Annotated in this window: 21 protein-coding genes; 15 read left to right on the plus strand and 6 right to left on the minus strand. The window is 65.9% G+C overall.

Annotation, left to right across the window (positions count from 1 at the left end):
- Nucleotides 1-2 precede the first annotated feature (2 nt).
- On the plus strand, nt 3-152 hold the full coding sequence (locus ACRHIG_RS22855) for a hypothetical protein (RefSeq protein ID WP_489628007.1): 150 nt from the start codon (nt 3-5) through the stop codon (nt 150-152).
- Nucleotides 153-157: 5 nt separating this feature from the next.
- Nucleotides 158-586 (plus strand): DinB family protein, encoded by a 429-nt coding sequence (locus ACRHIG_RS22860; RefSeq protein WP_489630859.1) that lies wholly within the window; start codon nt 158-160, stop codon nt 584-586.
- A gap of 1 nt (nt 587) precedes the next feature.
- Here ACRHIG_RS22860 and ACRHIG_RS22865 read toward each other — a convergent pair whose 3' ends face one another.
- Nucleotides 588-980, minus strand: coding sequence for a VOC family protein (locus ACRHIG_RS22865; protein WP_489628008.1), 393 nt, complete (start codon nt 978-980; stop codon nt 588-590).
- Nucleotides 981-1,035: 55 nt separating this feature from the next.
- Between ACRHIG_RS22865 and ACRHIG_RS22870 the strand changes: the two genes are divergently transcribed.
- The 6 genes from ACRHIG_RS22870 (at nt 1,036) to fghA (ending at nt 4,886) form a co-directional block, all read left to right on the plus strand.
- Nucleotides 1,036-1,602, plus strand: a complete 567-nt coding sequence (locus ACRHIG_RS22870; protein ID WP_489628009.1) for a GNAT family N-acetyltransferase — start codon at nt 1,036-1,038, stop codon at nt 1,600-1,602.
- Nucleotides 1,603-1,762: 160 nt separating this feature from the next.
- Nucleotides 1,763-1,984 (plus strand): hypothetical protein, encoded by a 222-nt coding sequence (locus ACRHIG_RS22875; RefSeq protein WP_489628010.1) that lies wholly within the window; start codon nt 1,763-1,765, stop codon nt 1,982-1,984.
- A complete protein-coding gene (locus tag ACRHIG_RS22880) occupies nt 1,981-2,226 on the plus strand; it encodes a hypothetical protein (protein WP_475416246.1) in 246 nt (81 codons plus the stop codon). The genes ACRHIG_RS22875 and ACRHIG_RS22880 overlap by 4 nt, the downstream gene beginning before the upstream one ends.
- Before the next feature lie 150 nt (nt 2,227-2,376).
- On the plus strand, nt 2,377-3,048 hold the full coding sequence (gene lepB, locus ACRHIG_RS22885) for a signal peptidase I (RefSeq protein ID WP_489628011.1): 672 nt from the start codon (nt 2,377-2,379) through the stop codon (nt 3,046-3,048).
- Between the two features lie 48 nt (nt 3,049-3,096).
- Nucleotides 3,097-3,960, plus strand: coding sequence for an NAD-dependent protein deacetylase (locus ACRHIG_RS22890; protein ID WP_489628012.1), 864 nt, complete (start codon nt 3,097-3,099; stop codon nt 3,958-3,960).
- A gap of 56 nt (nt 3,961-4,016) precedes the next feature.
- A complete protein-coding gene (fghA, locus tag ACRHIG_RS22895) occupies nt 4,017-4,886 on the plus strand; it encodes an S-formylglutathione hydrolase (protein WP_489628013.1) in 870 nt (289 codons plus the stop codon).
- Nucleotides 4,887-4,930: 44 nt separating this feature from the next.
- On the opposite strand, the gene ACRHIG_RS22900 is transcribed toward fghA, so the two are convergent.
- The 4 genes from ACRHIG_RS22900 to ACRHIG_RS22915 form a co-directional block, all read right to left on the minus strand.
- Nucleotides 4,931-5,596: a dienelactone hydrolase family protein gene (locus ACRHIG_RS22900; RefSeq protein WP_436577103.1), complete on the minus strand. Its 666-nt coding sequence runs from the start codon at nt 5,594-5,596 to the stop codon at nt 4,931-4,933.
- Nucleotides 5,597-5,757: 161 nt separating this feature from the next.
- Nucleotides 5,758-8,034 (minus strand): xanthine dehydrogenase family protein molybdopterin-binding subunit, encoded by a 2,277-nt coding sequence (locus ACRHIG_RS22905; protein WP_489628014.1) that lies wholly within the window; start codon nt 8,032-8,034, stop codon nt 5,758-5,760.
- Between the two features lie 34 nt (nt 8,035-8,068).
- On the minus strand, nt 8,069-8,536 hold the full coding sequence (locus tag ACRHIG_RS22910) for a (2Fe-2S)-binding protein (protein ID WP_489628015.1): 468 nt from the start codon (nt 8,534-8,536) through the stop codon (nt 8,069-8,071).
- A gap of 41 nt (nt 8,537-8,577) precedes the next feature.
- Nucleotides 8,578-9,876 (minus strand): cytochrome c, encoded by a 1,299-nt coding sequence (locus ACRHIG_RS22915; RefSeq protein WP_489628016.1) that lies wholly within the window; start codon nt 9,874-9,876, stop codon nt 8,578-8,580.
- A 175-nt stretch (nt 9,877-10,051) separates the two neighbouring features.
- Here ACRHIG_RS22915 and ACRHIG_RS22920 point away from each other — a divergent pair, with 175 nt between their 5' ends.
- The 7 genes from ACRHIG_RS22920 to ACRHIG_RS22950 all read left to right on the plus strand — a co-directional run bounded on the left by ACRHIG_RS22920 (nt 10,052) and on the right by ACRHIG_RS22950 (nt 16,101).
- On the plus strand, nt 10,052-11,704 hold the full coding sequence (locus tag ACRHIG_RS22920; RefSeq protein ID WP_489628017.1) for a Na+/H+ antiporter: 1,653 nt from the start codon (nt 10,052-10,054) through the stop codon (nt 11,702-11,704).
- Between the two features lie 194 nt (nt 11,705-11,898).
- The gene (gene yfiR, locus ACRHIG_RS22925; protein ID WP_489628018.1) at nt 11,899-12,480 is read left to right on the plus strand and encodes a regulatory sequestration protein YfiR; all 582 of its coding nucleotides are present in this window, start codon (nt 11,899-11,901) and stop codon (nt 12,478-12,480) included.
- A complete protein-coding gene (dgcN, locus tag ACRHIG_RS22930) occupies nt 12,477-13,748 on the plus strand; it encodes a diguanylate cyclase DgcN/YfiN (RefSeq protein WP_489628019.1) in 1,272 nt (423 codons plus the stop codon). The genes yfiR and dgcN overlap by 4 nt, the downstream gene beginning before the upstream one ends.
- A gap of 16 nt (nt 13,749-13,764) precedes the next feature.
- The gene (gene yfiB / locus ACRHIG_RS22935) at nt 13,765-14,268 is read left to right on the plus strand and encodes an outer membrane lipoprotein YfiB (protein ID WP_475416257.1); all 504 of its coding nucleotides are present in this window, start codon (nt 13,765-13,767) and stop codon (nt 14,266-14,268) included.
- A 2-nt stretch (nt 14,269-14,270) separates the two neighbouring features.
- Entirely contained in the window at nt 14,271-14,771 is a 501-nt protein-coding gene (locus tag ACRHIG_RS22940) for a gluconokinase (RefSeq protein ID WP_475416258.1), read from the plus strand.
- A gap of 71 nt (nt 14,772-14,842) precedes the next feature.
- Entirely contained in the window at nt 14,843-15,160 is a 318-nt protein-coding gene (locus ACRHIG_RS22945; protein WP_092712778.1) for a DUF3144 domain-containing protein, read from the plus strand.
- Entirely contained in the window at nt 15,160-16,101 is a 942-nt protein-coding gene (locus tag ACRHIG_RS22950; RefSeq protein WP_489628020.1) for an acyl-CoA desaturase, read from the plus strand. Before ACRHIG_RS22945 ends, ACRHIG_RS22950 begins: the two co-directional genes overlap by 1 nt.
- Here ACRHIG_RS22950 and ACRHIG_RS22955 read toward each other — a convergent pair.
- Nucleotides 16,074-16,616, minus strand: coding sequence for a gamma carbonic anhydrase family protein (locus ACRHIG_RS22955; protein ID WP_475416260.1), 543 nt, complete (start codon nt 16,614-16,616; stop codon nt 16,074-16,076). The two genes, ACRHIG_RS22950 and ACRHIG_RS22955, sit on opposite strands and share 28 nt — an antisense overlap.
- Nucleotides 16,617-16,741: the final 125 nt, after the last annotated feature.

Consider the following 16,741-nt stretch of genomic DNA (forward strand, 5'->3'; position numbering starts at 1 on the left):
GCATGAACAATCCATTTGCGCACTACCTCACCAGCCAGGCGTACAACAACGCCTGGGCCAACCACCGCCTGCTGAAAGCGTGCGGGCAGCTGACCCTGGCCGAGTTCCAGGCCACGCGCGTCAGTTTTTTCCCACCATCCAGTTCACGCTGAACCACATCCTCACATGCGACTGGTTTTATCTCGACGCGCTCGAGCGCGAGCTGCGCGGCGAAGCGCCCCATGCCGACTGCTATGTCTTCTTTGCACAGGACGAGCCGTACACGGATTGCGCCACGCTGCAGGCGGCGCAGCAGGCGTCCGATGCGCGCCTGATCGCCCATTGCCGCAGTCTGTGCGACCTTGACCTGGCGCGGCCCGTGACGATCCTGCGCGACACGCCGCAAGTGGACACGCGCCTGCGCCTGCTGGCGCATGTGTTCCAGCACCAGATCCACCACCGGGGGCAGGTGCACGCCATGCTGGCCGGCACGCGCGTCGCGCCGCCCCAGCTCGACGAGTTCTATTGCGCCGGCGAAGCGCACGAGCGGGCGCAGGATTTTGCGGAACTGGGCTGGACGGAAGACGAGGTGTGGGGCCCGCGCTGAGTCACTCCTCGGCGTGGCAGCAGACGCATAGCTTGTTGCCGTCGAGGTCGCGGAAGTAGGCGCCATAGTAATGGGCGTGATAATGGGGCCGCAATCCGGGCGGCCCCTCGCACACGGCACCCAGCGCCAGCACGGCCTGGTAGCAGCGGTCCACCTGCGCGCGGCTGGCGGCCAGCAAGGCCGTCATCTGGCCATTGCCGGACGTAGCCGGCAAGCCGTCGTGCGGCGCCGTCAGCACGAACAGGGGACGCGGCGCCTGCCGCCCCATCCAGCCCGCCCAGGGCTTGGCCGGATCATGAAATTTTTCGATCAGATCGAGTTCTCCCAGCAAGGCCGTATAGAAGGCGTAGGCGCGGGGAAAGTCGTTGGTGCCAAGGCAGAGATGGGATAGCATGCTGCTCCTTCATGAATGCAAGCGGGTGTGCGGCGGAATGCGCCAGCTGATTATAATGGCGCATCTCTTTCGGACCAGATCCCATGCCAGACCTCGACCGCCTCCAACTGCTTCCCCTACCAGCGCCGACCTCCCCGGCTTGCTCGCCTTCGAACTGGACAACCGCGCCTATTTTGAATCCTGGGTCACGGCCCGCGCGCCGTCCTACTACCACGAGGAAGCCATCGCCGCCGCCATCGAACAGGCGCAGCGCGAGCGCGAGCAAGACCGCGCCTACCAGTACCTGGCCAAGCTGGACGGGCAGATCATCGGCAGGGTCAACCTGACGGCCGTCACGCGCCCGTATTTCAACAAGGCGGCGCTCGGTTACCGCATCGGCGAACGGTTTGGCGGACGCGGCTACGCCACGCGCGTCGTGGCCCTGCTGCTGGAAGAAGCGTTCGGCCCACTGGAACTGTGGCGCCTGGAAGCGACGGCGCGGCCGCAAAACCTGGGCTCGGTCGCCGTCATGCAGCGCAACGGCTTTCACCAGTACGGGCGCTCGGAAAAAGCCATGCTTTTCCAGGGCGACTGGTCGGACTTGCTGTATTTTGAACGGCGCAACGGCAACGCCAAGGACTGACACGCGGCATTTTCCTGCGTCAACGCGACTTTCCCCCTATTGGGCGCGACTTTGTCACAGCACAAAGCAGGACGATATTGGACTGATAACGTCAAGGTTCGGGAATTTTTAATATCTTGCCAAGTCCAACATGAAACTGCATCGACACCTGTTCGCACATGTGCTGCTGATACTGGCATTGGCCATCGCCATCTTCTTCGCCGCCATCGTGCTGGCACGCATCACACTGTGGGCGGAAACGCAGGAACTGCCGGTCTATCTCGTACAGGGCATGCATCTGGTTGGCAAAGTGCTGTTTTTTCTGGACGGCTGCATCGTCGTTGCCGTCAGCACCATTCTGGCCGTCAGGCTGTTCCACTTGCTCACCAAGGAGGATTTATGAACAACTTTCAGTACCTGCTGACCCTGCAGCACCCGCACCGCTTCTGGTACAGCGCCATCGTCATCGCCGTGGCCTCGGCCATCCTGCTGGGCCCCTGGCTCGACAGCATGCCATGGCTGGTGGCAATCCCCTTCGTGGCCGGCGGCTTGCTGGTGGCGCTGGGCGAACTGTGGGATGAAATGCACGGCAAGCGCCTGCACAACGGCAGCGACGACACGCATGCGCCATGCCGGCATCCATGAGACTGACGGGGTGACGCCTGCACGCAACATCGGCCAGCGCATGCGGCGCATTTAAGACTGGCTTCAGTCTCGCCGTGCATCGTGATATGGCGCCAGCGGCAAGGGCGCCTTCCTTCCCCATCACGGGCACAGCCCAGCGAAAGAGCCGACATGAGCACATGGATGCGCGCCAACAAAGGTTTTTTGATGTTTCTCCTGCTGTTCGGCGTGTTCCGCACGGCCGTGGCGGACTGGAATCCCATCCCGTCGGCATCCATGCGTCCCAACCTGCTCGAGGGCGACGTGGTCTTCGTCAACCGCCTCGCCTTCAACCTGAAAGTGCCGCTTACCGACATCGTGCTGCAGCGCCTGGGCGAACCGCAGCGCGGCGATATCGTCACCTTTTCCTCGCCGAAAGACGGCACGCGCTTGATCAAGCGCATCATCGCCCTGCCCGGCGACACGGTGGAAATGCGCAATGAACAGCTGGTCATCAATGGCCAGCCCGCCCAGTACACGGCGCTCGATACGGCGCCCGAAACCATCGCCCACCTGGGCCAGCTGACGGCGCAGCGCATCAGCGAACGCAACCAGACCGAGCAGCACCGCATCCAGGTCTTGCCGCAAATCACAGGCGCCGCCCGCAGCTTCGCCCCCGTGACGGTGCCAGCCGACCATTTCCTCATGCTGGGCGATAACCGCGATAACAGCGCCGACTCGCGCTACTTCGGCTTCGTGCCCCGTGCATTGCTGATCGGCAAGGCCGAGCGCATCCTCGTCTCGGCCGATATCCAGGAGCATTGGCAGCCGCGGCTGCAGCGTTTCGGCATGAAGCTGGAATAAATGTTGCCCATGCAACGGCGCCGCGCTTTTCGGTTAGCATGGCGCATCATGCACAACTTTCCCTCATCCAGCCAGCAGCCCGCCAGCGACGATCCCGCCCTCAAGCAGCTGGCGCAGTTCCTGCAGCGCCATCCCGACGTGCTGCTGCTGACGGGCGCCGGCATCAGCACGGCGTCCGGCATACCAGCTTACCGCGACACGGAAGGCGTGCGGCGCGGCAATGCCCCCGTGCAAGGCCCCGATTTTCGCCGCCAGGAAGCCGTGCGCCGCCGCTACTGGGCGCGCAGCATGGTGGGCTGGCCCACCCTGGCGCGCGCCACGCCGAATCCCGGCCACCTGGCCATCGCGCAACTGGCACGGCATCAGCAGATCGGCGGCCTGGTCACGCAAAACGTGGATGGCCTGCATCAGCAGGCAGGCAGCGCCGCCGTCACGGAGTTGCATGGCAGCATACATGGCGTTGTATGCCTCGATTGCCGGGCCCGCCACACGCGCCGTCTGATCCAGGATCAGCTCGAACGCGACAATCCCCAGATGCTGGGCGCCACGGCCACGCCGGCGCCCGACGGCGACGCCTTGCTGGAGCCATCGCAGCTGGCCACCTTCCACGTGCCTGCGTGTCCCCGCTGCGGCGGCACCCTGCAGCCCGACGTGGTGTTTTTCGGCGATGGCGTACCCGCCGCCTGCGCGGCCGAGGCCGAAAGCAAGATGCATGCGGCCAGCGCCCTGCTGGTGGTGGGTTCGTCCGTCATGGTGTATTCGAGCTTTCGCCTGTGCCGCATGGCGGCCGAAACGGGCAAGCCCGTGGCCGCCATCAACATGGGCAAGACGCGCGCCGACCATTTGCTGGCATTCAAGACCGATGCCCCGGCACAGGACATCCTGCCTGCATTAGCGGCCATGCTGGGCTGATCCCGTGCCGGCCGCGCGCCGCTCTGGCTATACTGTGCAATTAACGAGGAGAATTCATGCTGGAACTGTTGAGTGAACACGCCTGTTTTGGCGGCGTACAACGCTTTTATCGCCACGACGCGCAAGCCATCGGCTTGCCCATGCGTTTCTCGGCCTTCATTCCCGACACGGCGCCGGGCAGCGCCGTCACCGCCAAACGCCCCGCCCTGTTTTACCTGGCGGGCCTGACCTGCACGGAAGAAACGTTCATGATCAAGGGCGGCGCGCAGCGCGTGGCAGCCGAAGAAGGCTTGATCCTGATCGCCCCCGACACCAGCCCCCGTGGCGCGAATATCGCGGGCGAGACGGATGCCTGGGATTTCGGCGCGGGCGCCGGCTTTTACGTGGATGCCACCGAGGCGCCCTGGAGCAGCCACTACCGCATGTACAGCTATATCCTGGAATTGCGCGCCTTGCTGGAGCAGGAACTGGCGATCGATGCGCAACGCACGGGCATTTTCGGCCACTCGATGGGCGGCCATGGCGCGCTGGTGCTGGCCTTGCGCAATCCTGCGCTGTTCCGCTCCGTCTCCGCCTTCGCCCCCATCGCCGCGCCGAGCCAATGTCCGTGGGGCAAAAAGGCATTCACGGGCTACCTGGGCAGTGACGCGGCCAGCTGGCAGCAGTACGACGCCAGCGCGCTGATGCGTGGCCTGCGGGGCCGGCCGCCACTATTCCCCGAAGGCATCTTGATCGACCAGGGCCTGGCCGACAAATTCCTGCCCGAGCAACTGTACCCCGAGGTATTCGAAGCGGCGTGCCGCGATGCCGGCCAGCCCTTGCGGCTGCGCCGCCATGCCGGCTATGACCACGGCTATTACTTCATCGCCAGCTTCATGGAAGAGCACGTGCGCTTCCATGCGCGGAATCTGCGCGCCCTTGGCTGACGCACTTGCAGGACTCACTTGCCTGACGCACTTGCCTGATTGAATTACTGCGCCGTACTGGTATGCCCGTTGAAATGGCGCGTGTACCAGTCCGTGGCCAGCAGGGCCGCCTGATGGCGCGTGTCGGGGCCGCCAGGGGCGGCGATCTGTTCCAGTTGCTTGTCGCAGCGCAAGGTGGCAAACGCCATGCGGTTCAGGCCCGCTACGTCGGGGTCGCGCCCGCCCACGATCAGCAACGATGGCACGCGCACGTTTTCCAGCGCCGCCTTGCCCGCCATTTCCACCTGGCCATCGCAGACGGCCAGCGCGGCGATCTCCGCGCTGCGCCAGGCCGCCAGCTGCATCACGACGGCCGCGCTGGTGCCATAGCCATACAGGCCGCAGGGCAAGCGCCGCGTGGACGGGTCGACTTGCAGCCAGCCCAGGGCTTTTTCCAGCTGGCGCGCCAGCAGCACGATATCGCTGCGCACGAAATACGCATGGCCATTGCTGCCGCCGCCAGGCCCGACACCGCCCTGATCGAAGCGCAAGGTGGCGATGCCCGCCCGCAGAAAATCCTGGGAGGTGGCATGGCTGGAGGCGCCCAGGTAGTCGCTGTCGGCGCCCGCGCCGTGGGCGAACAGGACGATGCCCACGGGCCGCTCGGGCATTTCAAGCACGCCGTCCATTTGAAGTTCATCGGCCGTGATGCTGACAAATTGTTCTTGCATGGCTGCCTCCGCTATCGAGCTGAAATCGGACTGACATCAAGCTGCTGTTGCGTTGATCTTGCCGGAACGGGCACCGCCTGCGCGCCCTGAGCGGCAAACCTCAGTGTACCAGCCTGCGTCCGTTCATGCGCGGCGCACGTCAAATTCGCCACACACCCGCATCAGACGGCGCCGTGCCGGTCCAGCCCCTTCAGCACCGCTTCCGGGCGGATCGGCAAATGCCGCACGCGCGAGGCCACGGCGGCGAAGATGGCGTTGCCGATGGCCGGCGCCACGGCTGTCGTGGGCGGCTCGCCCATGCCCGTCGAAGTTGCCGTGCTGGCCACGAATTCGATGTCGAGCTCGGGCACGTCGGCCATGCGCAACGGCGTGTAAGTGTTCAGGTTGGTATCCTTCACTTCGCCATTCAGGAAGGCAGTGCCTTCATGCAAGGCCATGCTCACGCCCCACAGGGCGCCCCCTTCGGCCTGCGCCAGCGCGCCATCGGGGTCGACGATGCTGCCAGCGTCGATCACCATGAACAGTTTTTCGACTTTCACCATGCAAGTGCTGCGGTCCACTTTCACCCGCGCCACGCACGCCGTCCAGGTGGGCATGTCGCGTTCCTGGCCGAACGTGGCGGCGATGCCCAGCCCCGTGTCGGGCGGCATGGCCGTGCCCCAGCCCGCCTTGTCCGCCGCCCGCCGCAGCACGTGGGCCAGGCGCGCAGCGCCGCCGACGGCGTTCGGCGCGCTGCCCGCATTGCGGCCCGTCGCCTGCAGCAAGGACAAACGAAACGCCAGCGGGTCGACCTTGGCCGCCTGCGCCGCCTCGTCCATGAAACTTTCCACAGCCCAATTCGTCCAGCCCGGCCCCACGGAGCGCAGCCAACCGGGGCGGAAACTGCTGTTGGCCAGGTCGTTCGACACGGCCCGCACGCGCTGCGCGCCCACCGCATACCAGTGGTCGGCGCCGGCGATGGCGAACGGGTCGTATGGATGGCCTTGCTTATCCTTGGCCAGCAAGGCGGGGATCAGCGCTTGCGTGGGCCAGCCCGCGCTGGCCTCGTGCACCATCGCCGACACCTTGCCGGCCTCGTCGAACGCCATGCGCACATGCTGCACGGACGGCGAACGGGGCGAATCGAAACGGGCATCGTCGGCCCGCGTGCAGATCATCTTGACGGGGCGCCCCACGGCTTGCGCCGCCAGCGCGGCCGGCACGCAATAATCGCCGTTCAGGCGCCGCCCGAAGCCGCCGCCAAGCAGATAGGTATGCAGCATGACCTTGCTCTCCGGCACCTTCAACGCCTGCGCCAGCACGGGCAGGATCAGCGATTGCCATTGATTGCCCGCATGGATATGCCAGACGCCGTCGATCTCCTGCGCCAGCGCATTCACGGGTTCCAGCTGGAAATGCAGCACGGTGCTGGTCGTGTAATGGCGTTCCAATTGCAGGCTGGCATCCTTGAACGCTTGCTCCACGCCATCATCGTCGACCACGCGGGCGCCCAGGCTGGCGTCGGCCAGCTGCTTGCCCGCATAGCTGACGATATCCTGCTCCGACACGTGGGCCGCCGCGCCGGCCCGCCATTTCACCTGCACCAGGTCGGCCGCGCGCATGGCGGCAGCATACGTTTCGGCCACCACCATGACCCAGCCGGGCACCGTGCCGCTGGCGTCCTGCAGCGCCACCGAGCGCAGATAGCCCTGCACTTTCTTTGCCGCCGAGTCGTCGATGGAGACCACCCTGGCGCCGTAGCGCGTGGGCGGGATCTTCGGGCGCGCAAACAGCATGCCCTCCACCTGCGCATCGATGCCGTACACGGCGGTGCCATTGATTTTCGCGGGGATGTCGAGCGCCGGCACCTGCTGGCCGATCAGGCTGCGCTGCTGCGGCGTTTTCAGCACGATGGCGTTCAGTTGCCCGGGCGTGTACTGGCGCGCCAGCTTGCCACGGCGCACGATGTCGCCATAGCTGATCGAGCGCCCCCTGCCATGCACGACGCCCAGCCGGGCGTGGCAGGCGGACACGGGCACGCGCAGCAGGCGCGCGCCCTCCTCGACCAGCGCGAGGCGGCCGGCCGCACCGGCGCGGCTGAGCGGATCGAAATTCTGCCAGACGGACCAGCTGCCGCCCGTCACCATCAAGCCCCATTTCGGATCCGTGTCCACGTAATGCAGGCGCACCTTGCTCCAGTCCGCTTCCAGCTCCTCGGCGACGATGCGCGCCAGGGCCGTGCCGATGTGCTGGCCCATTTCCGCCTTGGCGATATTGACGGTGATCATGCCGTTGCGGTCGATCTCGAACCAGATGGTCGGATCGAACACGGGCGCGGCAGATTTGGCGGGCGGCGCAGGCGGCGCCTTGCCGGCGGCCAAGGTACTGTCGGCGCGCAGGAAAGCCAGCGTAAACCCCGTGCCGGCGGCGGCGATCAGGAAACCGCGCCGGCCCGGCAACGGGGGACGAGCGGAAGAATTTTCTTTAGGCAACTTAAACACCGGGCGTCTCCCCCATGCCGGCCGCCAACTTGATGGCCTTGCGGATGCGCACATACGCCATGCAGCGGCACAGATTGCCGCTCATGACGGCATCGATATTCGCATCCGTCGGCTGCGGATAGTCTTTCAACAAGGTAGCAGCCTGCATGATCTGGCCCGACTGGCAATAGCCGCACTGGGGCGCCTGCGTGGCGACCCACGCGCGCAGCAAAGGGTGCGTGCCATCGGGCGAGAGGCCTTCGATGGTGGTGATGGCGCAGCCGGCCACGGCGGCAATCGGCGTGATGCACGAGCGCATGGCGCGGCCATCCACGTGCACGGTGCAGGCGCCGCACATGCCGATGCCGCAGCCAAACTTCGTGCCTTTCAAGTTGACTTCGTCGCGCAACACCCACAGCAGGGGCGTCCCGGCATCGGCCTCGGTGCCGAAGGGCTGGCCATTCACGGTGATGTTATACATAAGTGTTATAGATAAGTGTCATACATAAGAAACTTTCATGGTTACTTGCCGGCGCGCGTACGCGCCACGGCCGCTTCCAGGTTCGTCCAGGCCGGCTGGTGGCTACGGCTGCGGCGCAGATAGGCGGCCAGCTGGGCCACGTCGTTGTCCGTCAGCGAAGCGGCAAAACCCGGCATCAGCACGCCGGGCATGGCGGCGTCCTTGCCGATGCCGTGCAATATCACCTGGATCAGGTTGGCGGGGTCGGGCGCGCTGACGGCGCTGTTCAGGCTCAGCTCCGGGCGCAAGGCCGCGGGTTTTCCATCGCTGTTCGAATGGCACGATGCGCAGGCGGCCACGTACAGGCTGGCGCCACGGTCGTTGTCGACCAGGCTGACGCGCTGCGAGCGTTCGATGCCGGATTTCACCACGGCATCCGCATCCACCTTGCGCTGCTCGGCCCCTGCCACGCCGGCAAAATACACGGACAAGGCACGGATATCGCTATCGGGCGACGCGCCCATACCTTCGTGCACGACGGCCGACATGGGCCCGGCCGCCACGCCGTGCAGGGCCGTCGCCCCCGTGCGCAAAAAGCCGTACAGCTCGTCCTGCGTCCACGGCAGGGGCGCCGTATTGGCGCTGGTCAAGGCCGGCGCATACCAGTGGTCGATGGCCGCGCCCAGATAGGCCGAGCCGGCAAGCTCGGCGCCCAGCGCATTGCGCGGCGTGTGACAGGCGGCGCAATGGGCCAGGCCTTCGGCCAGGTAGCGGCCCCGGTTCCAGTCCTGCCCTTGCGCCGGGTCCAGTTGATAGCTTACCGGCTTGAAAAACAGCAGCTTCCAGCCCGCCTGCAAGGGCCGCAGGCTCAAAGGGAAAGGCACGCTGTTGGCGGGCGCGGCCGCGTACACGGGCGGGCGCGTCATGAAATACGCGTACAGGGCCGTGAGGTCGGCGTCCGAGACCAGGTTGAAATGGGGGTACGGAAAGACGGGATACAAATGCGCACCATCGCGGCCCACGCCTTCGCGCATGGCCCGCTGGAAGGCGGCCGGCGACCAGCGGCCGATGCCCGTTTGCCGGTCGGGCGTGATGTTCGTCGCATAGATCGTGCCGAACGGCGTGGCCAGGCCGTGGCCGCCCGCGTACTCGGCGCCGCCCTTGGCCGTATGGCAGGCGGCGCAATTGCCCATGCCGGCCAGGATGCGGCCCCGCTCCACCGCTTGCGGGGAGAAGGCCGTGGCGGCGGGCGGATCGATGGGCGCCAGCGCGGGGCGCCAGTAATACAGGTAGGCGGCCAGCGCCGCCACGACGAGCAATGCCAGCGACAGCAGCAGGCCGGTGAAGATTTTCTTGAGCAAAACAGGAGTCCGGTAAAAGGCTGGGTACGCACCTGCCGCGCACGGACGGCGGCGGCAGGCGATTGCGACAATCTTACCGCGATTGTGACTTGTTGTATGTACGCAATGACACGCAGGTCGTGCCGCAGGCGGGCTGCGCCTTATAATCAGCGTTTCAGCACGCCGCCGCTTCTTCATGCATACCGTTACCATCATCCTCATCCTCGTGTTGACCGTCGTCCTGTGCGGCTTTCTCGCCCGCTCGCGCTGGGTCAAGCTGCCACTGCCGCTGATCCAGATCGCCGGCGGCACGGGATTGGCCGTGTTTGGCGTGCAAGTGCCGCTCGATCCCGACATTTTCTTCCTGCTCTTCATTCCGCCGCTGCTGTTTCTCGATGGCTGGCGCATTCCCAAGGGCGCCTTCTTTTCCGACGCGCGCTCGATCCTGATGCTGGCCATCGGCCTGGTGCTGTTTACCGTGCTGGGCATGGGTTTCTTCATCGACTGGCTGATCCCCAGCGTGCCGCTGGCCGTCGCCTTCGCGCTCGGTGCCATCCTGTCGCCGACGGACCCCGTGGCCGTCTCCGCGATCGCGGCCGGCAACCCGATCCCGCCGCGCCTGATGCATATCCTCGAAGGCGAGTCCTTGCTCAATGACGCCTCGGGCCTGGTCTGCTTCACGTTTGCCGTGGGCGCCATGATGACGGGCGGCTTTTCCATCGGCGCCGCCTCGCTGAGTTTCCTGCAGGAAGCAGGCGGCGGCATCGTCATCGGCCTGGCCATCTCGTGGGGCGTGGGCCTGGCGAATAAATGGCTGGTGAGCAAGGTCGGCGAAGAGCCGGGCCTGCAAATCCTGATCAGCATCCTGATCCCGTTCGCCGCCTACCTGGGCGCCGAGCAAATCCACGGCTCGGGCATCCTGGCCGCCGCCACGGCGGGCGTGTCCATGCATTACGCCGACCTGATCGGCCGCCCGCTGGCCGCCACGCGCACCCAGCGCAAGGCCGTGTGGGATACCGTGCAACTGGTCCTGAACGGCGTGATCTTCGTCATGCTGGGCGCGCAGCTGCCCGCCACCGTGGCCGGCTTGCCCGCCGCCTCCATGGAAGTGGGCGCCGGCAGCGCCTGGAAGCTGCCCCTGTTCGTCATCGCCATCACGGTGGGGCTGACCTTCATGCGCTTCCTCTGGGTCTTCATCTCGATGAAGCTGACCCTGTTCAAGCACCACAAGAAGGTGGCGGGCGAACCGAAGGATGCGGCGCTGCTGGCGCGCCCCAGCCTGCGATTGCTGCTGGTGGCCTCGTTCGCGGGCGTGCGCGGCGCGCTGACCCTGGCCGGCATCCTGACCCTGCCGCTGTTCCTGCCCGACGGCACGCGCTTTCCGGCGCGCGACCTCGTCATCTTCCTGGCCATGGGCGTGATTCTGCTGTCGCTGCTGCTGGCCAGCGTCACCTTGCCCCTGCTGACCAAGGGCCTGGTGTTCGCGCCGCCCGCGCGCCGTTCGACGGAAGAGCGCAACGCCCGCGCCGCCGCCGCCGAAGCGGCCATCGCGCGGCTGGAAAAAGTGTGCGAAGGCATCGACAAGAATGACAAGCAGCAAGTCGTCACGGAAGCGGCCAACCGCCTGATCGAAGCCTACCGGCGCCGCCTGGCGTATGGCGAAAGCAGCAACGACGAGGCGATGCGGCTGCAGGAACTGGCCAAGGCCGAGCGGGCGCTGCGCCTGGAAGCGCTCAATGCGGAGCGCGATGAGCTGTTCCGCCGCCGCATTTCGGGCGAACTGGACGACACCATCCATTTGCGCCTGCTGCGCGAAATCGACTTGCTGGAGGCGACACTGGAAGAATAGCAACACATTGGCGCGCCACGGCAGTGTTGGTAAGTAATTCTCATGGTAAAGAATGCAAGTTTTCACATTCGTGTTTATAATGCAAGGTTGATGGCGTCATGCCGTGATTTACTTTCAACATGGACTTCCGTACAGTCTGTGTTGTTGAGTAACTATTTGAATAGCCACCCCACCTGCATAAAGACACCGACGCCGTGCCTTCCTTCCCCCGCCACCGGCAGCGCTCCGCGCCGCCCGTCCTGCTTGCCGTTGTGCTGCTGGCCTCGCTGCTCGCCTGCAGTGCGCTGGCGCCGTGCGCGGCGTGGGCGCAAACGGGCGCGGCGGCCGACGCCAGGCGTCCCGCCGAAGTGGCCCAGGTCCTGTTTGGCATCATCAGTTATGTACGCTGGCCCGTGGCGCGCCAGGAAGTGCGCATCTGCATGCTCGGTACACCACGCTACGGGGCGGCCATCGTCGACACGCCCGCTTCCAGCCTGGGACCGCGCATCCGCGTGAAAATCCCGGCGCAGGCAAGCGCGGCCAGCGAATGTGACGTCGCCTACCTGGGCAGCCTGCCCGAGGGCGAACGCGAGCATCTGCTGGCGCAGATCATCGGCAAACCCATCCTCTCGGTCGCCGAGCCCGGCACGTCGTGCGCCGTGGGCACCATGTTTTGCCTGCGCCTGAACGAGGCGCAGATCGGCTTTGACGTCAACCTCGACGCCATCGCCCGCAGCGGCCTGCGCGTGCATCCGAACGCCTTGCAAATTGCACGTCGCAAGGGACCGCCGCCATGAACGCCCGCATGAGCAACAAGCCCGCGCGCCTGCCCCGGCGCACGCTCGACAGCGTGCTGCGGCGCGCCCACCTGAGCGTGTCGCTGATCGCCGTGCTGGCGGCCGGCCTGACCCTGACGGCCGTGGCGCTGCTGGCCCTGCGCGTGTATTCGGACCAGAACCTGCGCCTGGTGGCCCGCTCGATGAGCTACACGGTGGAAGGAGCCGTCGTCTTTGGCGACTCCATGGCCGCCAAGGAAGCGCTGGCCCTGATCGGCGTCAATGAGGACATCGACCAGGCGCAGGTGAGCGACACGGCCGGCAAGGTCCTGGCCCGCTGGGAACGGGGCCAGCATGGCACCCGCTATTACATCGAACGCGCGCTGACGGGCTGGATGCTGCCCGATTCGCTGACCTTCCCCATCACGCGCAATGAACAGGCCATCGGCAGCATCACCCTGGTGCCGCACAGCCGCAGCCTGCTGCCCTTCCTGCTCAGCGGCCTGTCCTGTCTGCTGGCTTGCCTGGTGCTGAGCCTGGTCGTCGCCGTGCGCCTGTCGCGCCGCATGGAAACGGAGATCACGTCGCCCCTGCGCCACCTGGCGGAAACGGCCCACCGCGTGCGGCGCGACCGCTCGTTCGAACTGCGCGTGCCGCCTGCCAACATCGCCGAACTGAACCAGATCAATGACGACTTCAACGCCCTGCTCGACGAACTGGAAGCATGGCAAAGCCATCTGCAAAAGGAAAACGCCTCGCTGTCGCACCGCGCCAACCACGACAGCCTGACGGGCCTGTCGAACCGCGCCTTCATGGAAGCGGAACTGGAACGCGCCATCCTCGAAGCGCGGGTCGGCAATGGCAAGGTGGCCGTGCTGTTCCTCGACAGCGACCGTTTCAAATACATCAACGACACCTTCGGCCACGCCTCGGGCGACCGCGTGCTGGTGACGATCGCCGCGCGCATCAAGCAGCAATTGCGCGAGGGCGACCTGGTGGCGCGCCTGGGCGGCGACGAATTCGCCATCCTGCTCAAGCCGCTGCGCAACAGCAGCGACGCCATGCACATCGCCGACAACATCATCGCCGCCATGGCGCAAGCCATTGAACTGCCCACCGGCAACAGCATCGTCAGCTCGCTGACCATCGGCGTGGCCGTCTTCCCCGATCACGCCATCGACGCCGTCTCGCTGGTCGGTGCGGCGGACGAAGCCATGTACCGCGCCAAGCAGGCGCAGCGCGGCACGCGCCAGGTGGCGCGCCTGCCGCACCCCCACACTCACCCCTGAACCAAGGAGCAACACCATGCAATTTATCTACAAGCAATTATGCCGCGGCATCCTCGGCCTGTTCATGCTGGGCCTGCTGGCCGCCTGCCAGAGCACGCCAGAGACCAAACCGCTGTTCAATGCCGAGCAAGTCGCCGCCCTGAAGGAGCAAGGCTTCAACCAGACGGACGAAGGCTGGGAGCTGAGCTTTACCGACAAGCTGCTGTTCGAATTCGACGCCGCCAAGCTGACGCCGCCGAGCCGCAACGCCATCCAGAAAATCAGCGCCGCCCTGCTGAAAGTGGGCATCACGCACATGCGCGTGGAAGGCCATACGGATAACGAAGGCACGGAAGCGTACAACAACAAGCTGTCGCTGGCGCGTGCCAACGTGGTGGCCGACGCCATGAGCGCATCGGGCATTCCACGCGACAACATCAGCGTCAAGGGCCTGGGCATGAGCAAACCGGTGGCCTCGAACGCCAGCAAGACGGGCAAGGCGGAAAACCGCCGCGTCACCGTCATCGTTTCGGCGCCTTGAACATGGGCGTGCCCGCCGTGCGCTGGGTCGTGATGGGCGTGTCCGGCTGCGGCAAGAGCGCCGCCGGCAGCCTGCTGGCAGACGCCTTGCACGTGCCCTACGTGGAAGGCGACGACGTGCATTCCCCGGAAAACGTGGCCAAGATGGCCGCCGGCATCCCGCTCGACGATGCCGACCGGGCCGGCTGGCTGGCCGCCCTGCGCGAGCGCATCGCCACGGCGCGCGCGCAGGGCGACGGCCTCGTCGTCTCCTGCTCGGCCCTGAAACGCGCCTACCGCGACGTGCTGCGCGAGGGCGATCCGGCCCTGCGCTTCGCCCACCTGGACGGCCCGCGCGCCGTGCTGGAAAGCCGCTTGCGGCGCCCCGGCCATTTCATGCCGGCCAGCCTGCTCGACAGCCAGCTGGCCACCCTGCAGCCCCTGCAGGCGGACGAAGCCGGCATCGTGCTCGACATCCGCCAGCCGCTGGCGGTGCTGGTCGCACAGATCCTGCAAGCGCCCTGACAGGCAGCCGCGCGGCTGGACAGCCCGCAGCCCCCTGTGTAGACTGGCGCGCACTTTCATGAGGGATTTTTATGAGCACACCAACGACAAAACCAGCACCGGGCCCGGAATTCTGGGAGCGCGCCGACCAGGTCATCGCCCTGGCCAATGAACAATGCATGCATAGCGGCGGCAATGAAGTGGCCACCTCGCTGCTGTACGCGGCCGCCCGCTTCAACGCCTTCCTCGTCGCCAGCAAGAGCAACGACGTGGCCAAGATGCAAGCTGAGAAGGAAGGCGCCGTGGCCTTCTTCACGGAACAGTACAAGCGCATGCTGACCGACAACTTCAACGACTACATCACCAACTTCGACAAGTACACGCAACCGTCGTCGGCCCCCAAGGGTTGATGTCCACAGCCAGCCTGGACGGCCACCGCGCCCGCGCCACCCACGCGGGCAGCGTGCTGGACGGCACGGTGCGCTACGCGCCGCTGCAATCGCTGTGGCTGACGGCCATGCTGGCCGGCGCCGTGACGGGCGCCCTGTGCTTCTTCAGCTGGGCCGGTCTGCTGCTGTTTGCGGCCGGCACGGCCATCGTCCTGCTGTTCGGCCATTCGCTGGGCAGCCACCGCAAACTGATCCACAACAGCTTTGCATGTCCCCAGTGGCTGGAGTATGTACTCGTCTACCTGGGCGTGCTGGTGGGACTCAGCGGCCCGCTGGGCCTGCTGCGCCAGCACGAACTGCGCGACTACGCCCAGCGCCTGCCCGCTTGCCATGCCTATCTGCGCCACGGCGCCGGTTTCTGGCGCGATGCTTGGTGGCAACTGCACTGCCGCCTCGACCTCGACCATCCGCCGCACATCGCCATCGAGCCGCGCATCGCGCACGACCGCTTTTACCGTTTTCTGGAAACCACCTGGATGCTGCAGCAACTGCCGTGGGCCATGCTGTGCTTCGTCTGGGGCGGCTGGGGCTTCGTCTGCTGGGGCGTGTGCGCGCGGGTCAGCGCCGGCGTGCTCGGCCACTGGCTGATCGGCTATTTCGCCCACAACCATGGCCAAATGCACTTCCATGTCGACGGCGCCGCCGCACAAGGCAAGAATATCCGCCTGACGTCGCTGCTGACCATGGGCGAATGCTGGCACAACAACCATCATGCGTATCCGGGCTCGGCCAGGCTGGGCCTGCTGCCGGGCGAATGGGACCCGGGCTGGTGGATGCTGCTGCTCCTGCGGCGCCTGGGCCTGGTATCCGCCCTGCGCCTGCCGCAGGACCTGGCGCCGCGGCCGGAACTGCGCCGCCTTGATGGCGCTGGCGGTCAGGCGGCGTCGCCGCCGGCCAGGTAATTGTTCTTGACGCGCACATAGTGCTCGGCCGAATAGCGCAGGTAGGCGATTTCCGCCTCCGTCAGTGCGCGCACCTTGGCGGCGGGGCGGCCCACGTACAGGTGGCCGCTTTCCAGCACCTTGCCCGGCGACACCAGGCTGCCCGCGCCCAGCATCACGTGTTTCTCCACCACCACGTCATCCATGACGATGCTGCCCATGCCGATCAGGCACTCGTCGCCAATCGTGCAGCCGTGCAAGATCACGGAATGGCCGATGGTCACGTATTTGCCGATGGTCAAAGGTGACCCGTCGGGCTTGGCTGCATTCTTATGCGACACATGGCCCATGGAAAAGTCCTGGATATTGCTGCCCTCGCCGATGACGATGCGGTTGACGTCGCCGCGCAGCACGCTGTTGCACCAGATGGAACAGTCGTCGCCGATCCGCACATCGCCGATCACTTGCGCCGTGTCATGCAGGTAGACTCGTTCGCCCAGCACGGGGCGGGTATTCAGGTAGGAACTGACAGGCATCGTCTTCTCGCTTCTTTGATATTAAACAACAGGTTTCCCACCCGGCCGGCGGCCGGCGCAAAAATCGCCAGGCCATGGGCCAGGGAAGTGATCCCGGGCATCGGTCATATCGTTCGGTGGTGCCG

The organism is Janthinobacterium sp. C22 (assembly GCF_057919405.1).